Raw genomic sequence first — 22,865 nt, forward strand, 5'->3', positions numbered from 1 at the left:
TGGACGGGGTCTCGGCCCGGGGATGTCCGTCAGGCGACGTAGACGGGCTCCGTGCCTTCGTCCCCGACCACGCACGATTGGGTCGCCTATTGATCGGCAAGATCGTCCCACGTCCGGTGGGACCTACCAGGCTTTTCCCGCTATTCGGAATCATCGAGCCCGAGGCGGATCACGGCGAGCGCCTCAGCGATCTCGACGCTCATCTCGTCCGCGGGCCCGAACAGCATGCAGATGTCCTCGTGGAGTGGTTCGAGAATCCGCAGGGCTTCGGCCGCACGCCCCTGGGCGAGAAGCAGCATCCCGATGTTGTGCCGCAGCTCGACGGCCTCCTCGCTGACGTCGCTGTCGAGGGTCCGTACGACGTCCAGCACGCTCTGGAGGGCGGCGAGCGCGTCGGTGACCTGGCCCAGTTCCGCGCGGCAGCGGGCGGCCTGGGCGTGGCAGGCACGGGACTGCTCGCCGGTGGGGCCGCTGATGCGGGCGTAGGCGTCGGCAAGGCTGTCGAACTCCGGCAGCGCGGCCCGGTAGTCGCCACCGAGGAGGCGGATCGCGGCACGCTGGCGACGCAGCGCCAGAACCGGTTTGCTCTCGGACCCGAGGGCGAGAGCGGCGGGCGCGATGACCTCACCGAGGACCTCGGCGGCCTGCGCGAAGCGCTCCTCCTCCAGAAGGGCGTCGGAATGGTCGTACGCCTCCTTGATGTCCTGGCGTAGCTGCGCGGGCACGGGCACCGGTGGGGCCAGCGGGGCGGGGCCGGCGGGCGCGGGACTCCCGGCCGCCGATGCCTGGGCACGAGCGCGGGGTGCGTACGGATGCCGGAACAGACCCGTCGGGTCGGGTACACCGGCCGGTCCGGACTCGGCCGCGGTGGGCTCTTGGCCGGGTGGCGGGAGGAACGGCAGCAGCCGCTCGTACACCTCCTGCGTGTCGGCGGGCCGCTGCTCGGGTGCCTTGTGCAGCAGGTGCAGCACCAGCTCCTCCAGCGCCTCGGGTACGTCCGGCCGCAGCTCCCGCAGCGGGGTGGGAGCTGCGTTGACGTGCTGGAACATCAGCAGGTACTCGCTCTCCGCAGAGAACACGACCCGCCCGCTGAGCAGCTCGTGCAGCACGCACCCCAGCGCGTACAGGTCGGTCTGCGGAGTGATGCGCCCACCGCGTACCTGCTCCGGCGACATGTACTGGTAGGTGCCGACCGGGCTTCCGGTCGCGGTCAGCTTGGTGACGTCGGTACGCAGAATCGCCGCGATCCCGAAGTCGAGGACCTTCACCGTTCCGTCCCGCGCCACGAGGATGTTCCCCGGCTTGAGGTCGCGGTGGATCACCGGCACGTCGTGCGCATGCGACAGCACGGTCGCGACCTGAGCGGCGACGGCGACCGCCCAGCTGACGGGCAGAGGATGATCGGGGTGGAGATAGGCGGAGAGCGGCATGCCATCGACTAGCTCCATCACCAGGAACAGTCGCTCGTACGACTCGTCGAGGACCGCGTCGTACACCTGCGGCACCCCGGGGTGCTGGATGCGCGCGGTGATGCGGGCCTCGCGGCGGAACCGCTTGGCGAACTCCTCGGCGAGTTGCGGGGAGGTGATCGACGCCTGTCGAATGACCTTCACGGCCACGGGCCGGTCGAGGACGGCGTCGTAGCCGCGCCACACGACGCCCATGCCGCCCTCGTTGAACTGCTCCAGCAGCTCGTAACGGCCAGAGATCACCTGCTGCGGCACCTTGCCCCCGATGTGCGTGTGCTGACCGGGGCGCGCTGCGGCGTCGGTCCCGACATGGTTGGGGCCCAAGTCTCCCGGGTGCGGCGATCTCCAGTCCAGCGGTGGCGCGGCCGTCGGGAGAATGGCTGGGACCTGGACGTCGCTTTCGAGCCGTTCGAGGGGCCTGGTGAGAGCCGTTCCGTATGTTTGACGGGAGCGATCACACTTACGGAGGGAACCCAATGGCCTGGGAAGAGTGGGAGCAGATCAAGGCGGATGTGACCACCCGGCATGCCGTCCCGATGCAGCTCAACCAACTCGCTCCGGCGGCAGGAGGCGGCGGTTGCCCTGATCTCGCCGCGAGCCCAGCAAAGAAGAACGCGGCGGCGAAGGCGATCAATGACGAATTGGAGCCCAGCGTCGAGAGAGATGGCAAGCACGCTGCTGAGAGCGTGAACGCAGCAGTCAAGGAGTTCGGCGCCAGGGACGGTTATGGTTGGGACACCTCCGGTGAGCTGAAGAAGGCGCATGAGACGTGGGAGAAGCAGGTCGAGGCGCTGCGCAGCCGCTTGGCCGCAGAGAAGCACGCCCTGGGAAAGACGGGCATCGACCTCCAGAACAACGATCTCGACGTCGCCGCGCAGCTGGCTCGGCAGTCCCGGATCGACAACTGCTGATCAGTCGACCGCCGTCCGGCTCCAGGGGGATGTATGCCGACCTACCACGAAGTGATGAGCACCGATCTGTCCAAGCTCACGACAGCCGCCGATAAGTGGCGTGAAATGGCGGGCAAGTTCAAGACGATCGAGGACCAGTACAAACGGGATGTCCACGGCGTCTCGCTCGGGGAGTCGTGGGTTGGCCTGAGCGCCGACGCCGCGAACTACCGGTTCACTGTGACGCTCATGGAACTCCAAGGAGCGCAGAAAGAGGCCAAGGCGGTTGCTTCCATCCTGAGCGAAGCGCACACCCAGCTCGTCGATCTCCGAAGCAGGGTGGAGACCGTGCGCGCCGATGCCGTCAAGGACGGAATGCGAGTCTCTGATCAAGGCGTTGTCGCCTTCGATACCGAACGGCTCAGCCAGAGCGCGCGCACCGCATACGTGCACGACCCCAGTTATCAGGAGAGCGCACGCGCAGCGGAGGCCGAGTGGGCTGACCGCCTCGGCCAGGCGGTCAAGTCGGTCACCGACGCCGACGATGGCATCAGACTTGCCCTTGCAGCCGCCGTTCTCGACTCCGACGTCCTGGACGGCACGATCAACGGCTTCAACAGACACCCCACAGACAGCCCCTACCCGTCCCTGGAGGAGGCCGGCAAGGCCGCCAACATGCCCCAGGGAAGGAAGGCGGTAGCGGAGTGGTGGCGCGACCTCGAACCGGTAACCCGCGGCATTTTGCTGAGGGAGCGGAGCGAGGAGCTGCGAGCGGCGGGGATCATGGACCCCCAGTACAAGTGGACGTCCGCCGACGAAGGCTCGGGAGCCTTCGACTCCGAGGAGCCCACGCCCCGCGACCTACTGCTTCTGGCCCGGGCAGAGGGAATCGCCGCAGGGGGTGACGTTACGGGAGAGGTCGCGGCGTCCCGCAACATGGAGCACTATCTTCGCGGCACCGGTGAGCCGCTCGACCTGGACGTCGACCGCATTCTGCACGCCGATTCCGGGTTTCGGTCCGAGATCGGCACGCTTCACCTCGCAGAGAATCAGGAGGTATGGCGCCGGCAGGCTCTCGATGAATTCGAGAGGGCGGGTAGCGACAAGACAGTCGTCGTTCCCGTGGAGAGCCAGGCTCTCGGCCGGACGTTCGGTGAGGACGAATGGTTCCACGCGGTCGGGTCGCACCAGCAGAACGTCTCGGGCATGGTCACGGTCACCCCAGGTGAGGGCGGTACGCCCAAGGTCTCGCTCGACTACCAGGTCAACGTGTGGGACCGCTACAACTGGGACAGCGGCAAGTCGACGACGTTTCCCGGTGGAGTCGTCATCCCGGACGACGACATGGGGCGACTGCACAAGGTGGGCTTCGCTCAGGAATTCGACATGCGCGGCAGCAGCTCCACCTTCACCCATGACCTGAACAGTGGCTCAGCCTCCGGGGTTACGCCGCCAGACCCTGGCCGTGAAGGCTCCCGCGGGGACGTCTCGCGCGGCGACGAGGAAAACAGATGAATACTCAACACGCCCGCTGGACAAGTCTGTTCGCGGCTCTTTGCACCGCCCTGTTTCTCACCTCCTGCTCGAATGCCGGCGCGGACGATCCGAGCGTGGCCGACGGACGTACCACGCACTGGGGAAAGGGCATGGGCGCTTCCGAGGCGTCCGCGTTCATGAAGGTGAAGGTGCCCGAGCGAGCGAAGGAAGTGAAGGGCGCCGTTCAGGTCAACCCGCAGGAAGACATCTACCTGCTCTCCTTCGTCACCGACGAGAAGACCGCCGAACGGATTGCAGCAGATCTGCGTCCCGAGAAGCCGCTGCGCACCAGGAACCACGACCTTCCCCCTGCGGCCGAACTCTTCGGGCACCTCGGTCTTGCTGAGCCTCAGACCCAGAAGGGCGCCCGTTGGGCTGGGGTGTGTCCGCCCTGCGCGGGTGACAAGCGACGGAGTGGGGTCGGGTGGATCGAGATCCACGTCCTTGAACTGGACGCCGACAGCACTCGGGTCTACATGCAGGCGTTCTGACATGCGTGCCAATCGGGTCCCGGCGGGGCGGCCTACAACTCGGTCGGCCGACCGTAGCCGTCGCCGGTGACGCAGTGCGCTTCGATGTGACCGGTCAAGGCGAATGTCGCCCAGACCGTCTTGCCCGGCCCGTCGACGCACGGATACCAGCCCCAGCGGTCGGTGAGCGCGGCCACCAGGAGCAGGCCGCGGCCTCCGTCCAGGTCGTCCGACGGTTCGGCGAGGACGGGGATGCGTTCGCCGCGCGTGTCGGTGACCTCCACGCGGAGAGCCCGGCCCTCCGCGGACAGCCGAAGGCGGAAGTCACGTCCGGGTACGTGCCCGTGGCGTACGGCGTTCGCGCTGAGCTCCGCCACGATCAGCGTCAGCACGTCATGGGCATCGCTCGCGTAGGGGATGCCCCAGGCGTCGAGGCGTTCGCCGGCCAGGCGTCGGGCGAGACGGGCGCCGCGTGGGGTGGAGCTGAAGCGCATCGTGAAGTGATGCCAGGGGAACAGGGGTTGGGCGGTGCGGGTGGGGCGTACGGGGAGTGGCTGCTTGCTTGTCATGCCTTCACGGTGACGCTCGGTGGCGTAGCGTGACCAGTGGTGACGCGCCGTCGAGTGCTGCTTGTACGCGACGGTGTGCGATGTGTACGTGGCACGCCGCGTGACGATCTCCGGGGCGCGGCGTTGGGCCGGTGAGGTGGTGAGGCCGATGGATACTTCGGAGCCGATGGGGCTGGGCGAGCGGGGCGAGCCGGGCGAACGGGATGACGCCGGGCCTCGTCCGGAGGACGAGCCGGGCTCGGGTGTGGTGACCGTGTTCGGGAGGCAGCTGAAGCTGCTGCGGGTGCGGGCGGGGCTGGACCGGACGGAGTTCGGGAAGCGGGTGGGATACGCGGGACAGTCGGTGGCGTCGTTCGAGCAGGGGCGACGGATTCCACCGCCGACGTTCATCGACCGGGCGGACGAGGTTCTGGATGCCGGGGGTGTGCTCAAGGCGCTGAAGGAGGAGGTCGCGCGGGCGCAGTATCCGGCGTTCTTCCGGGACATGGCGCGGCTGGAGGCCGAGGCGGTCGAGTTGTGCGTGTACGACACCCACGTAGTCAACGGGCTGTTGCAGACGGAGGAGTACACGCGGGCGTTGCTTGCGATGCGTCGCCCGTTGCTGGACGAGGAGACGATCGAGCTCCGAGTGACAGCGCGCCTCGCTCGACAGGAGATCTTCAGCCGCTGGCCCGCACCATTGCTGAGCTTCGTCCTTGAGGAGTCAGTTGTGCGAAGGTGCCTTGGCGGAAAGCCCGTGCTGCGAGGCCAACTCGAACAACTTCTCCTCATTGGTCAGAATCGGAATGTGGAGATCCAGGTCATGCCCCTCGACCGTGAGGACAACGCCGGGGTGGACGGCCCGTTCACAGTGATCACGCGCAAAGGCGGAGAGCATCTCACGTACATGGAGGTCCAAGGCCGGAGCAGCCTGCTGACGGATCGCGAAGAGGTCCGTCTGGCTGCGGCGCGTTATGGGATCATCCGGTCCCAGGCTCTCACTCCGCGAGAGACCCTGGGATACGTCGAGAAGTTGCTGGGAGAGCTATGAACACCGCAGAACCCTCGGTTGCCGTTCCGGAACTCGCCTGGGTCAAGAGCAGTTATAGCGGCGCCGAGGGTGGACAGTGCGTGGAGGTGGCCAACGCCCCCGGAGCCGTACACATCCGCGACTCGAAGACCTCCGCCGGTCCGGTCCTGACCGTCTCCCCCCACGCGTGGGCCGGGTTCGTCGGGCTGGCGGCCGACCGGCCGATCTGAGCCGTACGCAGCCACGTGGGACCTGCCGCGAACCACCAGCGACAGGTCCCACGCGTGTGTCCGTCCCCCGGCCATCAGGCCGCGTCGTCCACGCCCTCCTCGCGGCGGATCATCCGCCACGCCGCGCGGCGGGCGCTGCGGTTGAGGGAGGACTGGAAGCCCTTGTCCGGGGCGAAGTACCGCTTGCCGAGGTCGGTGATGAGGCCCACGTGCTCCTCCACCTTGTCGGCAAAGACCTCGTCGAAGACCTCGCCGAAGTTCGCCTCGTCGTTCACGACGGCCACGCGGCGTACTTCGGAGTCCGCGACGGCCGCGTTGAAGGCCGGCAGCAGGTCCTGCTCGGTGAAGTCGGTGCCGAACTTGCTGTTGAACCGGTCGATCAGTTCGGACAGCAGGGACTTCTCCGGCTCCTGCGCCCCGCCCGTTCCGTCGCCGAAGCCCGGCATGGTCGTCGGACCCTCGGGGGAGAGGCTGACATCGTGCTCGCCGGTCTGCTCCACCCGGAGGTGACTGAGGTCGACCTCTCCGATGTCCACCCCTCCGTCCGCCCTGCGCGGCAGCCGGTTGAGGAGGTGGCGGCCGTACAGGTGCAGCCGTTCAAGCTCCGCATCCTGGTACGGGACGATCTGTGCGAGGAAGCCGTACTTGCGGACGTAGTCGTTGAGATCGGCGCGGAAGTCCTCGGCGGTCTGCTCGTCGTCCTCGTCGTCGCTCGCCTGGAGGGCGGTGAAGCGGGCGACGGCGGGGGAGAGCAGCCGGTAGAGCTCGGCATGCAGCTTCTCCCACTTGGCCTGTGAGCCTGCCGCCTTCTCCTGGGCCTCGAAGTACGCCTCGGCGAACTCGTCCATTTCCTTCGCCGCGAGAATGGGCGCGGACATCACCCGGCTCTGTGCCTGGTAGAGGAGGTTCGGGTCGGAGGGCAGGGTCATCGCCTCCTCGAAGTACGGACGGAAGGCATCCTGGATGTCCTCGGCCTTGTTGACGAAGTCCAGCACCGCGAGGTCCGCCTGGGCCTTGCGTTCGGCGGTCCGGTTGAGCCGGGACAAGGTCTGTACGGCCGCGATGCCGCTGAGCGTCTTGTTGACGTACATCGTGGTGAGGAGCGGCTGGTCGAAGCCGGTCTGGTACTTCTCCGCGACGACGAGAATCCGGTACTCCTGCTGGCCCTTCCCGCCGGAGCGGATCGCCTTGTCATCGGCACGGGTGTACGCGAACGCCTTCGGCAGCGCGCTCTCCGCGATCCCGCCGTTCTCCTTCGGCTCGGTCGTCTCCTCGCCGTCGATCGTGAGCGAGCCGGAGAAGGCGACGAGAACTCCGAGCTCCGGGTACTTGGTGTCGTACCCGCGGTCCTTGAGGTAGCTCTTGATGGCACGGGCCATCTGCACGGCGGACTGCCGCGAGGCGGTCACCACCATCGACTTGGCGCGACCTCCCAGACGACCGCGGGTGTGCGCGACGAAGTGCTCGACGATCACCTGTGCGTGCTGGGCGACGGTGTACTCGTGCGTCAGCGCGTACCGGGCCAGCAGCGGGTTCGCCTTGGTCGGGTCGACTTCCACCTCGTCGGGGTTCTTGTTGACGAGCTTCCAGTACGTCTCGTACGTGACGTAGTTGCGCAGCGGGTCGAGGATGAAGCCCTCCTCGATGGCCTGCCGCATCGAGTAGGTGTGGAACGGCCGGTACTTCGCCTCGCCCTCGACGTCCTGGAGCGTGCCGAAGAGCTGGAGCGTCTTGTCCTTGGGCGTGGCGGTGAACGCGAAGTAGGAGAGGTTCGAGGCCATGGAGCGGTTCTTGGCCTCCTGCTTCAACTGTTCCTGGAGGGTGGGGGCGGGCTCTTCCGCCTGTGCCTCCGTGGAACCCGCGTCGTCGGAGTCGGAGTCCAGTCCGAGGTCGCGTAGGGCTTTCCGTACGTCGGTGGCGGCACCGCCGGACTGCGAGGAATGCGCTTCGTCCACGATGATCGCGAAGTTCGAGCCCTGGATCTCGGTGGGGTTGCGCTTGACGTAGTCGAGCAGCGCCGGGAAGGAGTGCAGGGTGACCGTGACGATCTTGCCGGTGTCCCGGGAGAGCGCCTTCGCCAACTGGGCGCCCTTCGCCCCGTACTGCTCGTCGATCTTCACGACGAGTCCCGCGGTCTGCGAGAAGCCGCCGATCGTCTCGCGGAGCTGTGAGTCGAGGTTGCGGCGGTCGGTGATGACGATGACCTTGTCGAAGACCGGCTCGCCGGGGCGCACACCCGAGGCGAGTGCTTCGGTGGCCAACTCGCGCGGATCGGTGGGCGTGTGCAGGTCACTGAGACGGTGGGCGAGCCAGCCGATGGTGTTCGACTTTCCGGAGCCGGCGGAGGCCATGACCAGGTAGTTGTGTCCTGCGCCGTGCGCGGCGGCATGCGCGGTGAGCTTCTTGACCGCGTCCCACTGCTGGTAGCGCGGGAAGATCGTCTTCTTCGTGCTGCCACCTCCAGGAGTCTTCTCCTTGTGGACGTGCACGAACCGGTGCAGCAGGTCGAGCCAGTTGTCCCGCTGCCACACCTGCTCCCACAGGTACGAGGTGGAGTACGTGCCCGGCGCGCTCGGCGCCGGGTTTCCGGCGCCGCCCGGCCGGCCGGGGCCCGCGGAGCCGGTGTTGAAGGGCAGGAAGTGCGTCTTCTCGCCGCGCAGTCGGGTGGTGACGAAGACGAGATCCGGGTCGACCGCGAAGTTCGCGACCACGCGGTGCTGGAAGATCAGCTCGGTGGCGTCTCGCTTCGTGCGGTACTGGGCCTTGGCGTCCTCGACCCCTTGCCGGGTGAGCGGATTCTTCAACTCGGCGGTGGCGAGCGGGATTCCGTTCAGGAACAGGGTCAGGTCGAGCTCATTGTCCTTGTCCGCCCGCTTGGTCGCGTACTTCACCTCGCGTACGACAGTGAGGCGGTTGGCCCGGTAACCATCGAGCACGGAGTCGTCCGCGACGAGGTTCGGCTTGAAGTAGGCGACGCGGATCAGGACGCCCTGGTCCTTGACCCCGTTACGCAGCACGTCGATGACGCCGCGCTTGGGATCGGCGAGGGCTTGGCCGAGCCGCTTGGCGAAACCGCGCTGTGCGTCGTCCGGGTCGCGGTGGTAGTAGGTGTCGACGAGGTCGTGCCACGCGTCACCCTGGGTCTCGCCGATGAAAGTGAACAACTCGTTGGTGTCCAGGCCGAGGTCTGCCTGATAGTCCTTCGGACTCGCCTCGCGCCAGCCGCGCTCGGACATAGAGGCGACTATGGCGTCGCCGAAGGCGGACTCATGGTGAACGGCCATGACTATGCTCCCCGTTTTCCGGTCAGAAGATAGGCGACGTCTCGGCAGAACTTGTCGAAGGAGGGTGAGTTGGCGCGAGCCATGGCGATGTCGAAGGCCATGGTCAAGCCCGGCTGATGTTCCATGGGCTTGTAGGGCCGGCCGGCTGGACGGTGCCGGGTCAGCCACTCCTTGCAGCCGCGGATGTCCTCGGGACGCGGCGGCGAATCCAGGTCAGCGGCCATTCCCTGGACTCCGCGCAATGACGGGGCAGCGGCGAGAAACCAGGACTCGTACTCCCGGTGCGCCAGGACCACGGCCGTCGGCAATCCGGGACGGGCGCGTTCGATCCGCTCGCGGAGCGCGGGGCCGAGCGTGGCCGGACAGTCGTCGTCGGAGTCGAAGAGCACGAGTAATCCTTCTACGTCCTGTGCGGTCGACAGCGCTGCGTCGACCGCGTCTTCGATTCCGCGCTCGACGAGCAGGGAATCCCGGCCGACACGGAAGGGGCGCGGTAAGTCCAGCCAGACCTCGGGAGCCAGTTCACTGTGGAGACGCCAGAGGAGTACCGGCAGGGCCTGGACCTCGCCGTGTCCTTCGACGATGGTGACGATCCGTCGGGGCCTGACGGACGGAGTGCTCACGGGGTGCCCTCGGTCAGCTGAGCGGGACGCAACTGTTCCTTGCGATGGAGCTCGGGGAGCATGTCGGGGCGCTCCTCCAGGTAGTGGCGGGTGCGTGCGTCGAGTTCACCGACGTACGTCACTCCACCTACCATCTCCACCATCCGCAGGTGCTCGGGCCGGACGTGCTCGTCGTCCAGGAAGTCGGAGCTCTGCGTGGTCACGATGATCTGAGTGCGGAGAGAAGCACTCTCCGCCGCCTCGAAGAGCGCCCCCGCCTTTGACGGGTGGATCGCCAGCTCCGGCTCCTCGATGGCAAGCAGCGGGATGGTCCCGTTGGCGGCATCGGGCTGGAAGAGTGCCGTCAGCACGCCTGCTGCTCGCACCGTGCCTTCGGAGAGCTGTTGCTGGTGGAACACCTGCACATGCGGGTCGGCGGCGGCGACAGCACCTGAATTGACTGCTTCCCAGTACGGCAGGGGGTTGGTCTGATCCGCCGTCCAGAATCGGGCCTGAAGCGAGGAGAAGTTTCCCTCTCGCCGTTCGTCCACGCCGAGCGAGGCTGGAACGACGGCCCGGAGGGACGCGTCCGTCTCCTCCTTCAGCAACGGGTACTCGTCGGCCATCAGCCCCAGCACATGCCCGATGTGTTCCCCGGCCGGACCGAGTCGGGAGTGCCGAGACGCCTCGTCGTCGGTCGCTCGCAGCGCCGCTGAGTCCAGCTCGTAGAAGGCCGTGTTGAGGAGGGCGGTCTCGACGGAGAAGAACGGCCCTTGCAGCGCGGCGGCCGAAAGGAAGAGGCGGTCGCGCCGGCCGGACAGGGCGCGGCGCGAGACATCGAGGCCATCGGTGGAATCAAGGCCATCAGGGGTGAGGACGAAGGACTCGGTCCAGTCGTCGGAGAGCTGTAGCCGACTCTCCTCACGCAGGACGACGTGAGCCCCCTCGCCGGCTGGGCCCCTGCCGATCTCGACGGCATATAGCGCGGGTCGAGGCAGACCGTCGCCTTGTTCGGGTACGAGCTGGAGGTCCAGGCAGATCGAGAAGGACGCCGCCTGCTCGGCTCCCTCTCGCTCGGGCGACCGGAACAACACCCGGTCGAGCCCACCGCGCGCGGCCAGCGCCTTGGCCGGTGAGTGTTCCAGAGCATCGCGAACGAAGCGGATCGCATCGAGGAAGTTGGACTTTCCGGCGGCGTTGTATCCGGCGAGGACGGTGAGGGGTCCGAGGGCTACGTCGCAGGTGGCGATCGACTTGTAGCTCTCGATGCGGACGCGGGTGACGAAGGGGACGGGGTGGGAGGAGCGCTCGGGCTCGGTGGTCATGGCGAGTCAACTCCTCGACCGGAGGCGGTGGAGACGTCGAACTGGCCGGTTACGGCGGCGGTGATGAGAGCTTGGCGGCGCTCCTGCAGGAGTCTGAGCTGCCGGTCCAAGAGCTGACTCGCGTTCTCGATGCTGTCTAGCGCCTGTTGCGCTCGCTGGGCCAGTTCGCGTTGAACGGCCACATCGGGGAGCGGAATCGGGAAGCTGAGGATCTTGCTGCTATTCGTCGAGGCGAGGTTCGTTGTCTTTGTGCCGGTGCTTTCGAAGTAACAGCGCCCATGCAGTGTCCGTGTCATGAGAGCCAAATAGTCACCATCCAGTCGGTCGGGCGCCGGCCGTAGAGCGAATACGTGGTTCTGATGCAGGCACCCAGGAAGCTCTCCTTGCCAGACCGTGCCGCGACCAAGTTTGTCCAAGTCGCCACCCTCAGTCATGAGCACGTCCCCCGGACGAAGCGTGCTCCGCTCGGCGATGTCTCGTGGCACCGTGATCTCATTGACGGTCCCCAGATCCACGCGACCAGCTTGCACATTAGCCACTCGCAAGTACGGACGCGTTACGACATCGCCTGAGACGTCACGCTTTCCGTCAACTGTCAGACCGTTCTGCAGCTTACATACGTAGCCGAGGCGCACGAGTGGACGATCCGAGGTCATTTCAGGCAGCCAGGTCCAAGGCCATTGAGTCAGCGGACTAGACAGGATCCCTGGTACGAGAATCTCGGAAACCGAGGCGTAAGCCCGTTCATCGAGCCGCTTCCCCTGTGCCTGACGACGCGCCATCAGGCGGTCGATGCGGGCGGTTTCGGTATTCAGGAAGTCGGCGATGCGGCGTTGCTCCTCCAGTGCGGGAACCCAGAGTTCAACCTCACCCAGCTCTTCGGCGTTAAGGTGTGGTTGCGCTGCGCGCGTGCTCGCCAAAGTCATCTGGTCAAGAGCCGAATTACCTAGCAGTGAATACGCCAAATAACGGGATTCAATGGCTCGCGGAGTTACTCGCATGTCATACCCAGGCGCACTACCGACCCAGTCGGACGAGACCCGCGCAGAGTCTCCAGTGTAGGCACCGCTGCGGACGACGAGGATCTCACCCTCGGCGAGTAGAGGAGCACGATCCAACGGCAGATCATCAATTGCGGCCCTAAGCATGTTCGCTTCGGTGATTCGTCCCCTGCTGATGTTGGTTGCCCGAATGATTGCCACCCCTTGATCAGAAAGTGGTGGCGGCTGGCCGAGACCGTAACGTACCTGAGCCACGCGCTTCAACGGAAGCCTATTACTCATTCGGTGACCTCACCCAGCAGCGCCTGAATCTCCGCCTCAAGCGACTTCAGTTCAGCGTCGATCTCCGCCAGCGGCCTCGGCGGCTCGTACACGTAGAAGTGGCGCGTGAACGGGATCTCGTAGCCGACCTTCGTCTTCGTGTGGTCGATCCACGCGTCCGGAACGTGCGGGTGCACCTCTCGCTTGAGGTAGTCCTCCACGTCCTCGTCCAGCGGCACGTTCTCGTAGTCCCGCATCTCCGTGTCCGGCTCCGGAGCACCGCCCTTGAGCTTCTGGAGCTCGCCCTCAGGGTCACGTACCCCCACCGTGTCCCTGACCGCCTTCGCGAACGGCGCACCGGTCGGCCACAGCAGGCCGGCTTCGATCACCGCGTCCTTGAGCGCGACCGTCGCCTCCGACTTCTTCGGCCACGACGTACCGACCAATGGCCGCAGCGCCTCTGCGAACACCGCAGCCTCAGTGCCCACCACCTCCTGGACCTGCGCCGCCTCCTCATCCGTCAGCTTGCGGCGGGCCTTGACCACTGCGGCCAGCTCCGGGTGCCTCGGAAGCGCCCGCTCCTCCGCCCACTTCTGGACCGGCTTGGACGCGACGAGCGCTGCCAAGGTCTCGTCCGTCAGCTCGAAGCGCAGCCTCAGCGGGCGTTCGACCGTGATGCGGTGGTAGCCGAAGTCCTCGTTCTTGAAGACCTTCACCTTGCCGTGGTCCGCGTGCTCCGGGTCGGCGGCGACGTGCAGCGCCTCTCCGTACAGTTTCGTGATGTCGCCGATGTGGTTCGGGCGGTTGCCCGTGCCGTCGCCCAGCTCCTTGCGCTTGTCGCCGAGCGACTTGCGCATCTTGAGCCAGGAGCCGCGCGCATCCAGCAGCACGACCTTGCCCTTGTGGTCGGCGGACTTCCTGTTCGTCAGGATCCAGAAGTACGTGGAGATACCGGTGTTGTAGAAGAGCTGGTCGGGGAGGGCGACGATCGCCTCCAGCCAGTCGTTCTCCAGGATCCACCGGCGGATGTTGGACTCGCCGGACTCGGCGGCACCACTGAACAACGGCGAACCGTTGAAGACGATGGCGACGCGCGAGCCGCCCCCGCCGTTCACGTCCACCGGCTTCATCTTCGAGATCATGTGCTGGAGGAAAAGCAGCGAGCCGTCATTGATGCGGGGCAGGCCCGCTCCGAAGCGGCCGGAGTCGCCGAGCGTTTCGTACTCCGTCTCGACGTCGTCCTTGACCTTCTTCCAGTCCACACCGAACGGCGGGTTGGCCAGGATGTAGTCGAACGTCTGGCCCGAATGACCATCGTCCGAGAAGGAGTTGCCGAGAGCGATGTTCTCCGGGTCCTGGCCCTTGATCATCAGGTCGGAACGGCAGATCGCCCACGACTCGGGGTTGAGCTCCTGCCCATACACCTTCACCCGGGCATTCTCGTTGAGCGACTTGACGTGGTCCTCGGCGGCGCTGAGCATCCCGCCCGTGCCGCAGGCCGGGTCCATCACCGTGCGCACCGAGCCGGGCAGGGTCAGGGCGTCCGCGTCGGGGGCGACGAGGAGGTTGACCATCAGCTTGATGACCTCGCGCGGGGTGAAGTGTTCACCCGCGGTCTCGTTCGACTGCTCGGAGAAGCGGCGGATCAAGTCCTCGAAGATGTACCCCATGTTGTGATTGGGCACGACCTCGGGACGCAGGTCCAGGTCGGTGAACCGGCCGATGACGTCGTACAGCAGTTTCGCCGATTCCAGCTTCTTGATCTGCTGGTTGAAGTCGTACTTCTCCAGGACCTCGCGGGCGTTGTCCGAGAAACCCGCGACGTAGAGCTGGAGGTTCTGCGCGGCGTTCTGTGCATCATGGGCGATCTTCTTCAACGTGAGCGGCGTCGTGTTGTAGAAGGAGTGGCCCGACGCCCTGCGCAGGAAGCGTCCCTTGTCGACCTCCTGGCCTTCGAGCTCGGCGACGACCTCGATGACCTTTTCGCGCGTCGGCTCAAGGACGCACTCCAGGCGGCGCAGCACCGTGAACGGCAGGATGACCTTGCCGTAGTCGGACTGCTTGTAATCGCCGCGCAGGAGGTCGGCGACGGACCAGGCATGGTTCGCCAGTTCCGTGTGCTTACTGCTGTTCAACGCGTTCCCTTCGATGGCCCCGGCCCGCTTGGGACGGTTGCGATCCAGTGTGGTCGATATGTGGAGGCGGCGTTGCCGTTCAGGCCAACGGGCTCTCCGGCGGCGGGAGCAGCGCTCCGGCCGTCAGACCGGTGAGCAGCGCGCGTGCCGTCTCCTCGCCGAGCTCGGCCGTCCGGCGGGCCGCGGCGCGTAGTTCGTGTGCGCGGCGGAACGCCGCCCCGTACCGTCGTTGCTCCTCCAGCGGAAGCAGCGGTACGCGCAGCCTGCCCGGCGTGACGTGCAGGACGGTGCTGCCCGTGGAGGCTCCGGCGATGTTGTCCTCGGCGCCGAGGAACCCCGCGAGGAACCAGGGGTCGAGCCGAGCCGGGTCCGGCCGCAGCAGGTGGATGTGGTGGCCGAGCAGGGCTTCGGCGTCCGCCTCGTCCGCGACGCGAACCATCATTCCGTTGCCGCCGGCTACACCTCGTACGAGAACATCACCCGTGGCGACGGTGTGCGCCGCATCGGTACGCAGGTCTTCCGCCGAGCCCGAGGGGCTGGCGCCGCTCCTGATGTCGGACGCGGTGAGCACCGGGCGTTCCCTGCCGTCCGTGTCCGGGCTCTCGTCGCGGGTGTCCCCACGGCTGACGGGGACTGCCGCCCGCAGCAAGGAGAGCGCGCCTCCTCGGGCGAGATCGGAGACCGTAGCCGTACGCCACGCCCGTGCGGACTCTGTGACTGCTGCCCTCCACGGTCCGAAACCCGCCGCGCTCTCCAGCGCGGTGAGGGACGTGACGAGCAGCTTGCGCCGTTCCTCCGCGCGCTCTGCCACCTCCGCCGGATCGATGTCGACAGGTGCGGCACGCACCTGTCGGGCCGGCGTGAGGTCGACGAGGTCGTCGACGAGATCGATGGTCGGGACTGCGCGCGCCGCGCCGGGTGTATCGGCGAAGGCTTCCGGATCCCCCCTGTACGCGGCCCAATGGGCCAGGACCTCGTCCGACAGCCCGCTCCAGTCCACACCCGTACGGCGGGGCCGCAGACGGGATTGCGTAGCCTGCGGTGAGCTCGCAGCGCCTTCGCCCTGGTCCCCGCTCACGTCCACGAACAGCACGGACGCGCCGCCCGTGCCACCCGGCTCCGGGCGCTGAAGGACCCACAGGTGCAGGCCGATGTGCAGGGGAGCGGAAGCGCCGATGGGCAGGCCGACAACCGCACGCAGCGCGCCGCTGCGTACGAGCTCGGCACGGATGCGGCGGCCGGAGGCACGAGCGGCTGTGGCCGGGGGCAGCAGGATCACCGCGTAGCCGCCGGGCTCCAGGTGCGCCAGTGCGTGCTGCGTCCAGGCCAGCTCCGACTCGATCCGCGGCGGTACTCCGTAAGCCCATCGCTGGTCGTATGCGAGCTCCTCGTGGCCCCAGTCGCGATCGCCGTACGGCGGATTGCAGAGAACGCCGCCCACCCTCAGCTCGGGGAAGGCATCGGCGCGCAGGGTGTCGCCCGCGCGCACGGTGACCTGCGCATCCGGCGCCGACAGCAGCAGCCGTACCGCAGTGCGCTGAGCCTGTACGGACAGGGAGTCCTGGCCGTACAGCCCTGTCGCGCCCCGACGGGCCGCCGCCGCGAGCAGACTGCCGCTGCCGCACGCCGGATCGAGGACGCGCGTGGTGTGATCCGACAGGAGCCGTGCCATGAGGTCCGCGAGTCCCGGAGGCGTCTGATACGTACCGCTGGAGGCCGTGTCGTCCAGTTCGCGTTCGGCGAGGACATCGAGAGTGCTCTGCGCACCCTCACTGCGTACGCAGCGAATCAGAGCACGGAGAGCGCTGACGTCGTCCGGACGGAAGTGGACGGTCTGGGCCTCCGGGACCGAGCCGGCCAGCTCGGCCGCAGCGCTGTCGGCCTGCGCGATGACGTCGGAGTCGGGCAGGCCGTCAAGCACGGTGAGCTCGTCCGCGCTGCGGCGTGAGGCCGCCAGGACGAGAGGGAACAAGCGGCCTGCGACGCCGGACCCCGACCCGTGGAGCCGCAGTACGGTGCGCAGCTCCTCGGACGGTGTGGCGGCGGACGACTGGCCGCGCGCCTCCAGCCACATCCGTACCGCTTCCAGGTCGTAGAGCGGACTGCTGTCGGTGCCGCCGGACGGGGCCGGGAAGTCGTCGTGCCGACGGCGCCAGTTGCTGACGGTGGCACGCGTGACCCCCGCGATTCGGGAGATCTCGGCGGCGGTCACCTGAGCTGATGGCTGGGGCATGGGTTCCTGGGCCTCTCGGGAGTGAACAGTAAACACTGTACAGCGCGAGTCAAATCCCTCAAGGCGTTTGACAGTGCTTTCACGGCGATGCTTATCTGGTGGAGCTTCCGGTTGGCGGCGCTCGTCACGGCGAAAGTCTTCGGCGTGCCTGTTCCCCACACCTTGCGACGCGGTGCCCAGACGTGTGCCGCTCCTCTGATCCCGAGGGAGACGCCTCATGCACATCACCCTGCCGACCACGGTCGTCGAAGGAATCCAGCTCACCGTCATGCCGTTCCGGGCGGACGCCGTGATCGGGACCATGTCCGTGGCGACCCTCGTCCAGCTCGTCCCCTCGCCCCGCCGCGAGGAGGACACCAAGACGCTCAAGGCCGCGTCCGGCGCGGTACGGCGCCATGCCGAGCTGCGGGCCCTGGTGCAGCGTGCGCTGAAGTCCACGCAGAAGGGGAAGAACGTCGGCTCGTACGCCGAGTACATCGCCGACGGCGTGAAGGGCGAGCTGGGTGCCGGCTGGTCCACGCCGCCGATCACGTTCTGGCACGCGGGCCCGCTCGCCGCCCTCAGCGACGAGCTGCTGCCCGGCACCGGACTGCGGACGCTGACCATCACCCCCGGCACCTGCGTCGTCGCCATCGACGGCGAGACGCAGACGGCGGCCTGGCACGAGCTCTACGACGACCCCGAGCGGTTCGGGCTCACCTACGCCGAACTCGCCCACATCCGCGTCCCCTTCGAGCTGTACGTGGACCTGTCCGTCGCCGATGCCCGTCAGATCTTCTACGACCGCAATGTGCAGGGCGTCGTCGTCGCCAAGAACCTGGCCATGTCCATGGATCAGCGGGACTTCGCGACCCGTCTCGCGCACCGACTCGCCGACTCCGTCAAGGTCGAAGTCGACGACAGACTCGTACCGTTCACGAAGCTCGTCAACGCCAGCAAGCGGCAGGTCGGCAAGACCGACCCGGAGGTCATCACGCTCTCCGCGCTGCGTGCTCTCGTCATCACCGCGATCTACGGGCGCGCCGGACTGACCCGCTCGGCGGAGACCGTCCACGAGGACGAGCTCCCCTCCGGGGCGAACGCCGAGCACGTGGAGGGGAATGTCGTCCCCACGTTGGCCCGGCTGATCTCCGACCACTACCCGCACTTCGCCTCGCGCAGTGCCATCACGGCGCCGGCCGTACTCGCGGGCCTCGGCATCGCCGTGCACCAGACCACCCCGTGGGCCGACCCGATGAACGCGCTGGCCGCCGAGGACCTGTACCGGCTCCTCGCCGACATCCAGTGGGACCGTGAGCCCCGCTACTGGGACGGCGTCGCTGCCAAGGCGAGCGCCACGGGACGGCTCAACTTCAGCGGCGGAGTCAAGGACTCCGGTGGCCGGGTCGCCGACGCGATCCTCTACCCCGGCACCGAGGCGGGGCGCAGGATCCGCGGCCAGTAGCAACGGATCCGACACGCGCCCGCACCAGCCCGGCCCGTCGTTCCGGCGGGGGAAATCCCGAACCCACCACTCACCACGCCTACTTGGAGCACGCCATGAACACTCCGCAGTATCAGGGCCCCGGACCGTACAGCGCGCCCCAGTACGGCGTCCCGGCCCCGCCGGCCCCCGCGCCGCGCAAGCCCTCGCGCGGCAAGGCGTGGCTCACACACGGCGCGGTCGCCTTCGTCGCCCTGCTCATCGGCACGGGCATCGGCTCCAGCACAGAGGCTGAAGCGGGCAGCCAGGCCGACGCCACCGCGAAGCCGGGTCCGACGGTGACCGTGACCGTGACCGAGACGGCCAAGGCTGCTCCCGCGCCGACGGTGACCAAGACGGTGACTGCCAAGCCGAAGGAGACGAAGGAGGCCGGTCCTGTGAGCACCTTCGGCGGGGACGGGGAGTACCTGGTCGGTGAGGACATCGCGGCAGGGACGTACAAGACCGCAGGCAGTGACGGGGCGTTCGGCTGCTACTGGGCCCGGCTCAAGGACGCCAGCGGTGAGTTCGACGCGATCATCGCCAACAACAACCTGGAAGGACCGGGGCGCGTTACCCTCAACAAGGGCGAGTACTTCCAGACCCAACGCTGCCAGGAATGGACGAAGGTCAGCTGACCGGTCGGCGCAGCGCCTTCGCCTTCGCCGTCGAGGTCGGCGAGCGCAGTGCTGCCCGAGGTCTTGTCGAAGCGCGCAGCGCCTGGTCTTGTGTACCGCGGGTAACCCAGAACAGCCCGCCAACGGGCTGTGCACCTCTGGCACCGACACGAGACCGAGGCGGAACGGCGTGGAATCAGTGGCTGGGCAAGGCGTGCGCGACACCCTGCCCGAAGGGCTCGCCGATGCGATACGGGGTACGGCCAGGGAGGTCGCCGCGCTGTTGCCCGAAGGCACCGACATGAGGGCTCCCGTACCCGGCCTGGTGTGGAACGTCGGGGAGGTGGCGGCGCACCTGGCGCAGGCCAACTACCTGATGGCCGCGGTCGCGGCCGGGCATGAACTCCGCCATGGCGACGGCACGCCACAGAGCATCGCCGAAGCGAACGAGCGGGCGCTCGCCGCGTTCGACGAGAGGGGCGCAGGTCCGCTGGCGGAGATGATCGTCACGCAGGCCGATGCGTACATCGAGGCAATCGAGGCAGCGGAACGGCGCGCGAGCGAGGGGACGGTGACCACCCCGATGGGCCCGATGAGCCCCGAGGTGGTGGGCTCCTATCTGCTGACGCACATGCTCGGCCACGGCTACGACCTGGCCCGCGCGCTCGACCGGCCGCACATGATCGACCGGGCCCGGGTCGAGCTGACCCTCCCCTTCCTGATCACCGCGATGCCACGGATGAAGGACGACGCGGCCGCCGCGGGGCTGACCGCTCGCTACACGATCCGCCTGTGGGGCGGCAGCCGCTTCGGCGTGACCTTCGCCGACGGAGCGGTGACGGTGGGCCCCCGGCCACCGAGCCGCCCGGACTGCACGATCCACACCGAACCGGTCACCTTCTTCCTGATGACCCTGGGCCGTCGCCGTACGCCGGCCGCCATCGCCTCGGGCCGCGTGCTCTCCTGGGGCCGCAAGGCGTGGCTGGCTCCACGCTTCCCGGCCCTCTTCAAGGCACCGTGATCGGGCCGGACACTCGTCCGGCCCCGGCGAATCCGAAGGCCCGTCCGTGGCACGGGAGTTGGCAGCGCGGTGTGAAGCGGGACGAAGTCCCCGGCCAACTGGCGCAGGGTGGACTTTCGCCCGGTGCTCCGACATTCTGTGCGGACTTTGATCGCGGATCACCGTCGATCCGCGAGTTCGTCCGCGAGTCCGTCCTTCGTGCACAAGGGGAACCGCCATGAGCTCGTCCCGTCTGCCTTCCCGCCGGATCGCCGCGGTCTGCGCGGCCGCCGCGCTCGCTCTTCCGCTCAGTGCCTGTAGCAGCAGCGATGACGGAGCGACCGTCAAAGGTGCGAAGCTGGTCAAGTCCGGCCAGATAACCACCTGTACACATCTGCCGTACGCGCCCTTCCAGTCCGAGAAGGACGGAGAGGTGGTCGGGTTCGATGTCTCGATGATCGATCTGGTCGCGGAGGACCTGGGCGTGAAGCAGGTCGTCGTGGACAAGTCGTTCGAGACGATCAAGACCGGCGCGGACCTCAACGCGAGTGTCTGTGACGTGGCCGCCGCCGGTATGACGATCACCGACGAGCGCAAGGCGAATCTGGACTTCTCCGCCCCGTACTTCGACGCCACCCAGGCCCTGTTGGCCCGCAAGGGCGTCAAGGCGGCGACTGTCGAGGACATCACCGCGCAGAAACTCAAGCTCGGTTCCCAGTCCTCCACCACCGGCGAGGACTTCGCCCGTGAGCACGGCGCCGACCCGCAGTCCTTCGAGAGCTCCGACGCCGAGCTCAACGGACTGCGTACCGGCCAGGTCGACGTCATCGTGCAGGACTACCCCGTCGTGCAGAACTGGCTCAAGGACCCCGCCACGGCCGCCAAGTTCGAGATCGTGGGCAATCTCGACACCGGTGAGCAGTACGGCTTCGCGGTCCGCAAGGGCGGCAATCCCAAGCTGCTCGCGGTGATCGACAAGGCCATCAAGGACGCGAAGTCCGACGGGACGTACAAGAAGCTGTACGAGCAGTGGATCGGGCCGATGCCGAAGGGTGCCGACGCCCAGTGACCGCCCTGATCACCGGCAAGGACCAGGAGGAGACGGCTGCGCGGCCCCGGATGTCACCGCGCCGCCGGCGCCGTATCTCCCAGGGTGTGCAGTACGCCGTCTTCGCGATCGTCGTGGTGGTCGTGGGCGCGCTGGCCGACTGGCGCCAGCTCCAGGAGCAGTTCCTGGATCTGTCGGTCGCCCGGCAGCTCTTCCCCGAGCTCATCACGGTCGCGCTGCTGAACACCGTGGTGTACACACTGACCGGTTTCGGCGTCGGACTCGTGCTGGGGCTCGTCGTCGCGCTGATGCGGCTGTCCTCCGTCGCGCCCTACCGCTGGCTCGCGATGGCCTACATCGAGTTCTTCCGCGGCCTGCCCGCCCTGCTGATCTTCATCTTCGTCGGGGTGGGTGTCCCCCTCGCCTTCCCGGGGATCGTCTTCCCCGGGGAGACCTACGGGCAGGTCGCCTGCGCCCTCGGTCTGGTCTCCGCCGCGTACATGGCCGAGACCATCCGGGCGGGCATCCAGGCCGTGCCACGCGGCCAGTTGGAGGCCGCGCGGACGCTCGGCATGTCACATGCCACCGCGATGCGGTCGATCGTGATCCCCCAGGCGTTCCGGATCATCGTGCCGCCGCTCACCAACGAAATGGTCCTGCTCTTCAAGGACTCCTCGCTCGTGCTCTTTCTGGGTGTCACGCTCCAACAGCGTGAACTCACCAAGTTCGGCAGGGACTTGGCCAGCACGACGGCCAACACCACTCCCATCTTCGTGGCGGGCCTGTGCTACCTCCTGGTCACGATCCCGCTCGGCTATCTCGTACGGCGCCTTGAGGCCCGTCATGCACAGGCAAGGTGAACACGGGATGGGGGCGGGAGACATGACGGAGTCCACTCCGGCGATCGAGATCCGCGGGTTGCACAAGTCGTTCGGCGAGGTCGAAGTGCTGCGCGGCATCGACTTCACGATCGCGGCCGGCGAGGTCGTCTGCGTGGTCGGTCCCTCGGGGTCGGGGAAATCGACCCTGCTGCGCTGTGTGAACCTGCTGGAGGCGCCGACCAGCGGCACGGTCACCGTCGGCGGTGTCGACATGAGCGATCCGGACATCGATCTGGACGCGATGCGCCGCCGGATCGGCATGGTCTTCCAGCAGTTCAACCTCTTCCCTCATCTGAGCGTGCTGGACAACCTGACGATCGCTCAGCGCAGGGTGCTCGGGCGTGACCGGGAGAAGGCGGGCCGCATCGCCCGGGAGAACCTCGTCAAGGTCGGCCTCGCGGACCGCGAGGACAGCTTCCCCTCCCAGCTGTCCGGCGGTCAGCAGCAGCGTGTGGCTATCGCGCGGGCCCTGTCGATGGGACCCGGGCTGATGCTCTTCGACGAGCCGACCAGCGCGCTCGACCCCGAACTGGTGGGCGACGTCCTGGGAGTGATGCGCACCCTGGCGGACGAGGGCATGACGATGATGGTCGTCACCCACGAGATGGGCTTCGCCCGTGACGTCGCCGACCGTGTGGTCTTCATGGACGACGGCCGAGTGGTGGAGGAGGGTGCCCCGGAGGAGGTACTGGCCCGGCCGGAACACCCCCGGACCAAGGCGTTCCTCGCCCGGGTCCTGAACCCGGGCGCCGTGCGGCCCGAGGTCTGACGGGGCGGCGGAGTCCGGCGAGGCACGGTGAGGGCGGATTCCGGCTCCTGAATGATGGCCCGGGTGGGCTCAAT

19 protein-coding genes are annotated in these 22,865 nt (G+C 67.4%); 11 read left to right on the forward strand and 8 right to left on the reverse strand.

All coding sequences use genetic code 11. The annotated features are described in order from the left end of the window. Positions 1 to 140: 140 nt before the first annotated feature. On the reverse strand, positions 141 to 1,724 hold the full coding sequence (locus tag ACFWSK_RS23970; RefSeq protein WP_383789878.1) for a protein kinase: 1,584 nt from the start codon (positions 1,722 to 1,724) through the stop codon (positions 141 to 143). 221 nt (positions 1,725 to 1,945) lie between these two features. Here ACFWSK_RS23970 and ACFWSK_RS23975 point away from each other — a divergent pair, with 221 nt between their 5' ends. From ACFWSK_RS23975 to ACFWSK_RS23985, 3 genes are all read left to right on the forward strand, one after another. Beyond that, on the forward strand, positions 1,946 to 2,380 hold the full coding sequence (locus tag ACFWSK_RS23975) for a hypothetical protein (protein WP_383789718.1): 435 nt from the start codon (positions 1,946 to 1,948) through the stop codon (positions 2,378 to 2,380). Between the two features lie 33 nt (positions 2,381 to 2,413). Next, positions 2,414 to 3,874 carry a hypothetical protein gene (locus ACFWSK_RS23980; protein ID WP_383789721.1) on the forward strand — a complete coding sequence of 487 codons (1,461 nt, stop codon included), beginning with the start codon at positions 2,414 to 2,416 and terminating at the stop codon, positions 3,872 to 3,874. Positions 3,875 to 3,969: 95 nt separating this feature from the next. After that, positions 3,970 to 4,386 (forward strand): hypothetical protein, encoded by a 417-nt coding sequence (locus ACFWSK_RS23985; protein ID WP_383789724.1) that lies wholly within the window; start codon positions 3,970 to 3,972, stop codon positions 4,384 to 4,386. 32 nt (positions 4,387 to 4,418) lie between these two features. Here ACFWSK_RS23985 and ACFWSK_RS23990 read toward each other — a convergent pair whose 3' ends face one another. Next, a complete protein-coding gene (locus ACFWSK_RS23990; protein WP_383789726.1) occupies positions 4,419 to 4,934 on the reverse strand; it encodes an ATP-binding protein in 516 nt (171 codons plus the stop codon). Between the two features lie 148 nt (positions 4,935 to 5,082). On the opposite strand from ACFWSK_RS23990, the gene ACFWSK_RS23995 reads away from it, so the two are divergent. Beyond that, positions 5,083 to 5,964 (forward strand): helix-turn-helix domain-containing protein, encoded by an 882-nt coding sequence (locus tag ACFWSK_RS23995; RefSeq protein WP_383789729.1) that lies wholly within the window; start codon positions 5,083 to 5,085, stop codon positions 5,962 to 5,964. Further along, positions 5,961 to 6,173 (forward strand): DUF397 domain-containing protein, encoded by a 213-nt coding sequence (locus ACFWSK_RS24000; protein WP_383789732.1) that lies wholly within the window; start codon positions 5,961 to 5,963, stop codon positions 6,171 to 6,173. The genes ACFWSK_RS23995 and ACFWSK_RS24000 overlap by 4 nt, the downstream gene beginning before the upstream one ends. A 74-nt stretch (positions 6,174 to 6,247) precedes the next feature. Here ACFWSK_RS24000 and ACFWSK_RS24005 read toward each other — a convergent pair whose 3' ends face one another. The 6 genes from ACFWSK_RS24005 to ACFWSK_RS24030 all read right to left on the reverse strand — a co-directional run bounded on the left by ACFWSK_RS24005 (position 6,248) and on the right by ACFWSK_RS24030 (position 17,014). Next, entirely contained in the window at positions 6,248 to 9,457 is a 3,210-nt protein-coding gene (locus ACFWSK_RS24005) for a type I restriction endonuclease subunit R (RefSeq protein WP_383789735.1), read from the reverse strand. Between the two features lie 2 nt (positions 9,458 to 9,459). Next, positions 9,460 to 10,080, reverse strand: coding sequence for a DUF4276 family protein (locus ACFWSK_RS24010; RefSeq protein ID WP_383789737.1), 621 nt, complete (start codon positions 10,078 to 10,080; stop codon positions 9,460 to 9,462). Then, positions 10,077 to 11,384, reverse strand: a complete 1,308-nt coding sequence (locus ACFWSK_RS24015; RefSeq protein WP_383789740.1) for an AAA family ATPase — start codon at positions 11,382 to 11,384, stop codon at positions 10,077 to 10,079. Before ACFWSK_RS24015 ends, ACFWSK_RS24010 begins: the two co-directional genes overlap by 4 nt. Beyond that, positions 11,381 to 12,640, reverse strand: coding sequence for a restriction endonuclease subunit S (locus ACFWSK_RS24020; protein ID WP_383789743.1), 1,260 nt, complete (start codon positions 12,638 to 12,640; stop codon positions 11,381 to 11,383). Before ACFWSK_RS24020 ends, ACFWSK_RS24015 begins: the two co-directional genes overlap by 4 nt. A 23-nt stretch (positions 12,641 to 12,663) precedes the next feature. Beyond that, positions 12,664 to 14,781 carry an N-6 DNA methylase gene (locus tag ACFWSK_RS24025; RefSeq protein ID WP_383789746.1) on the reverse strand — a complete coding sequence of 706 codons (2,118 nt, stop codon included), beginning with the start codon at positions 14,779 to 14,781 and terminating at the stop codon, positions 12,664 to 12,666. Positions 14,782 to 14,860: 79 nt separating this feature from the next. Then, the gene (locus tag ACFWSK_RS24030; RefSeq protein ID WP_383789749.1) at positions 14,861 to 17,014 is read right to left on the reverse strand and encodes an N-6 DNA methylase; all 2,154 of its coding nucleotides are present in this window, start codon (positions 17,012 to 17,014) and stop codon (positions 14,861 to 14,863) included. Between the two features lie 217 nt (positions 17,015 to 17,231). Here ACFWSK_RS24030 and ACFWSK_RS24035 point away from each other — a divergent pair, with 217 nt between their 5' ends. The 6 genes from ACFWSK_RS24035 to ACFWSK_RS24060 all read left to right on the forward strand — a co-directional run bounded on the left by ACFWSK_RS24035 (position 17,232) and on the right by ACFWSK_RS24060 (position 22,791). Next, positions 17,232 to 18,458: a DNA sulfur modification protein DndB gene (locus ACFWSK_RS24035; protein WP_383789752.1), complete on the forward strand. Its 1,227-nt coding sequence runs from the start codon at positions 17,232 to 17,234 to the stop codon at positions 18,456 to 18,458. Between the two features lie 95 nt (positions 18,459 to 18,553). After that, positions 18,554 to 19,114: a hypothetical protein gene (locus tag ACFWSK_RS24040; protein WP_383789755.1), complete on the forward strand. Its 561-nt coding sequence runs from the start codon at positions 18,554 to 18,556 to the stop codon at positions 19,112 to 19,114. Positions 19,115 to 19,283: 169 nt separating this feature from the next. After that, positions 19,284 to 20,114 carry a maleylpyruvate isomerase family mycothiol-dependent enzyme gene (locus ACFWSK_RS24045; protein WP_383789758.1) on the forward strand — a complete coding sequence of 277 codons (831 nt, stop codon included), beginning with the start codon at positions 19,284 to 19,286 and terminating at the stop codon, positions 20,112 to 20,114. A gap of 217 nt (positions 20,115 to 20,331) precedes the next feature. Further along, positions 20,332 to 21,162 (forward strand): ABC transporter substrate-binding protein, encoded by an 831-nt coding sequence (locus tag ACFWSK_RS24050; protein WP_383789761.1) that lies wholly within the window; start codon positions 20,332 to 20,334, stop codon positions 21,160 to 21,162. 50 nt (positions 21,163 to 21,212) lie between these two features. After that, positions 21,213 to 22,001, forward strand: a complete 789-nt coding sequence (locus ACFWSK_RS24055; protein ID WP_383789881.1) for an amino acid ABC transporter permease — start codon at positions 21,213 to 21,215, stop codon at positions 21,999 to 22,001. A gap of 22 nt (positions 22,002 to 22,023) precedes the next feature. Then, positions 22,024 to 22,791 carry an amino acid ABC transporter ATP-binding protein gene (locus ACFWSK_RS24060; protein WP_383789764.1) on the forward strand — a complete coding sequence of 256 codons (768 nt, stop codon included), beginning with the start codon at positions 22,024 to 22,026 and terminating at the stop codon, positions 22,789 to 22,791. Positions 22,792 to 22,865: the final 74 nt, after the last annotated feature.

This window comes from Streptomyces sp. NPDC058620, assembly GCF_042717135.1.
Taxonomy (GTDB): domain Bacteria; phylum Actinomycetota; class Actinomycetes; order Streptomycetales; family Streptomycetaceae; genus Streptomyces.

Excerpts from the sequence above, each read along its gene's own strand:
- ACFWSK_RS23975 (WP_383789718.1), top strand. The coding sequence starts at position 1,946 with ATGGCCTGGGAAGAGTGGGAGCAGATCAAGGCGGATGTGACCACCCGG.
- ACFWSK_RS24005 (WP_383789735.1), bottom strand. The coding sequence starts at position 9,457 with ATGGCCGTTCACCATGAGTCCGCCTTCGGCGACGCCATAGTCGCCTCT.
- ACFWSK_RS23980 (WP_383789721.1), top strand. The coding sequence starts at position 2,414 with ATGCCGACCTACCACGAAGTGATGAGCACCGATCTGTCCAAGCTCACG.
- ACFWSK_RS24035 (WP_383789752.1), top strand. The coding sequence starts at position 17,232 with ATGCACATCACCCTGCCGACCACGGTCGTCGAAGGAATCCAGCTCACC.
- ACFWSK_RS24015 (WP_383789740.1), bottom strand. The coding sequence starts at position 11,384 with ATGACCACCGAGCCCGAGCGCTCCTCCCACCCCGTCCCCTTCGTCACC.
- ACFWSK_RS23995 (WP_383789729.1), top strand. The coding sequence starts at position 5,083 with ATGGATACTTCGGAGCCGATGGGGCTGGGCGAGCGGGGCGAGCCGGGC.
- ACFWSK_RS24060 (WP_383789764.1), top strand. The coding sequence starts at position 22,024 with ATGACGGAGTCCACTCCGGCGATCGAGATCCGCGGGTTGCACAAGTCG.
- ACFWSK_RS24000 (WP_383789732.1), top strand. The coding sequence starts at position 5,961 with ATGAACACCGCAGAACCCTCGGTTGCCGTTCCGGAACTCGCCTGGGTC.
- ACFWSK_RS23990 (WP_383789726.1), bottom strand. The coding sequence starts at position 4,934 with ATGACAAGCAAGCAGCCACTCCCCGTACGCCCCACCCGCACCGCCCAA.
- ACFWSK_RS24055 (WP_383789881.1), top strand. The coding sequence starts at position 21,213 with ATGTCACCGCGCCGCCGGCGCCGTATCTCCCAGGGTGTGCAGTACGCC.
- ACFWSK_RS24030 (WP_383789749.1), bottom strand. The coding sequence starts at position 17,014 with ATGCCCCAGCCATCAGCTCAGGTGACCGCCGCCGAGATCTCCCGAATC.
- ACFWSK_RS24050 (WP_383789761.1), top strand. The coding sequence starts at position 20,332 with ATGAGCTCGTCCCGTCTGCCTTCCCGCCGGATCGCCGCGGTCTGCGCG.
- ACFWSK_RS24040 (WP_383789755.1), top strand. The coding sequence starts at position 18,554 with ATGAACACTCCGCAGTATCAGGGCCCCGGACCGTACAGCGCGCCCCAG.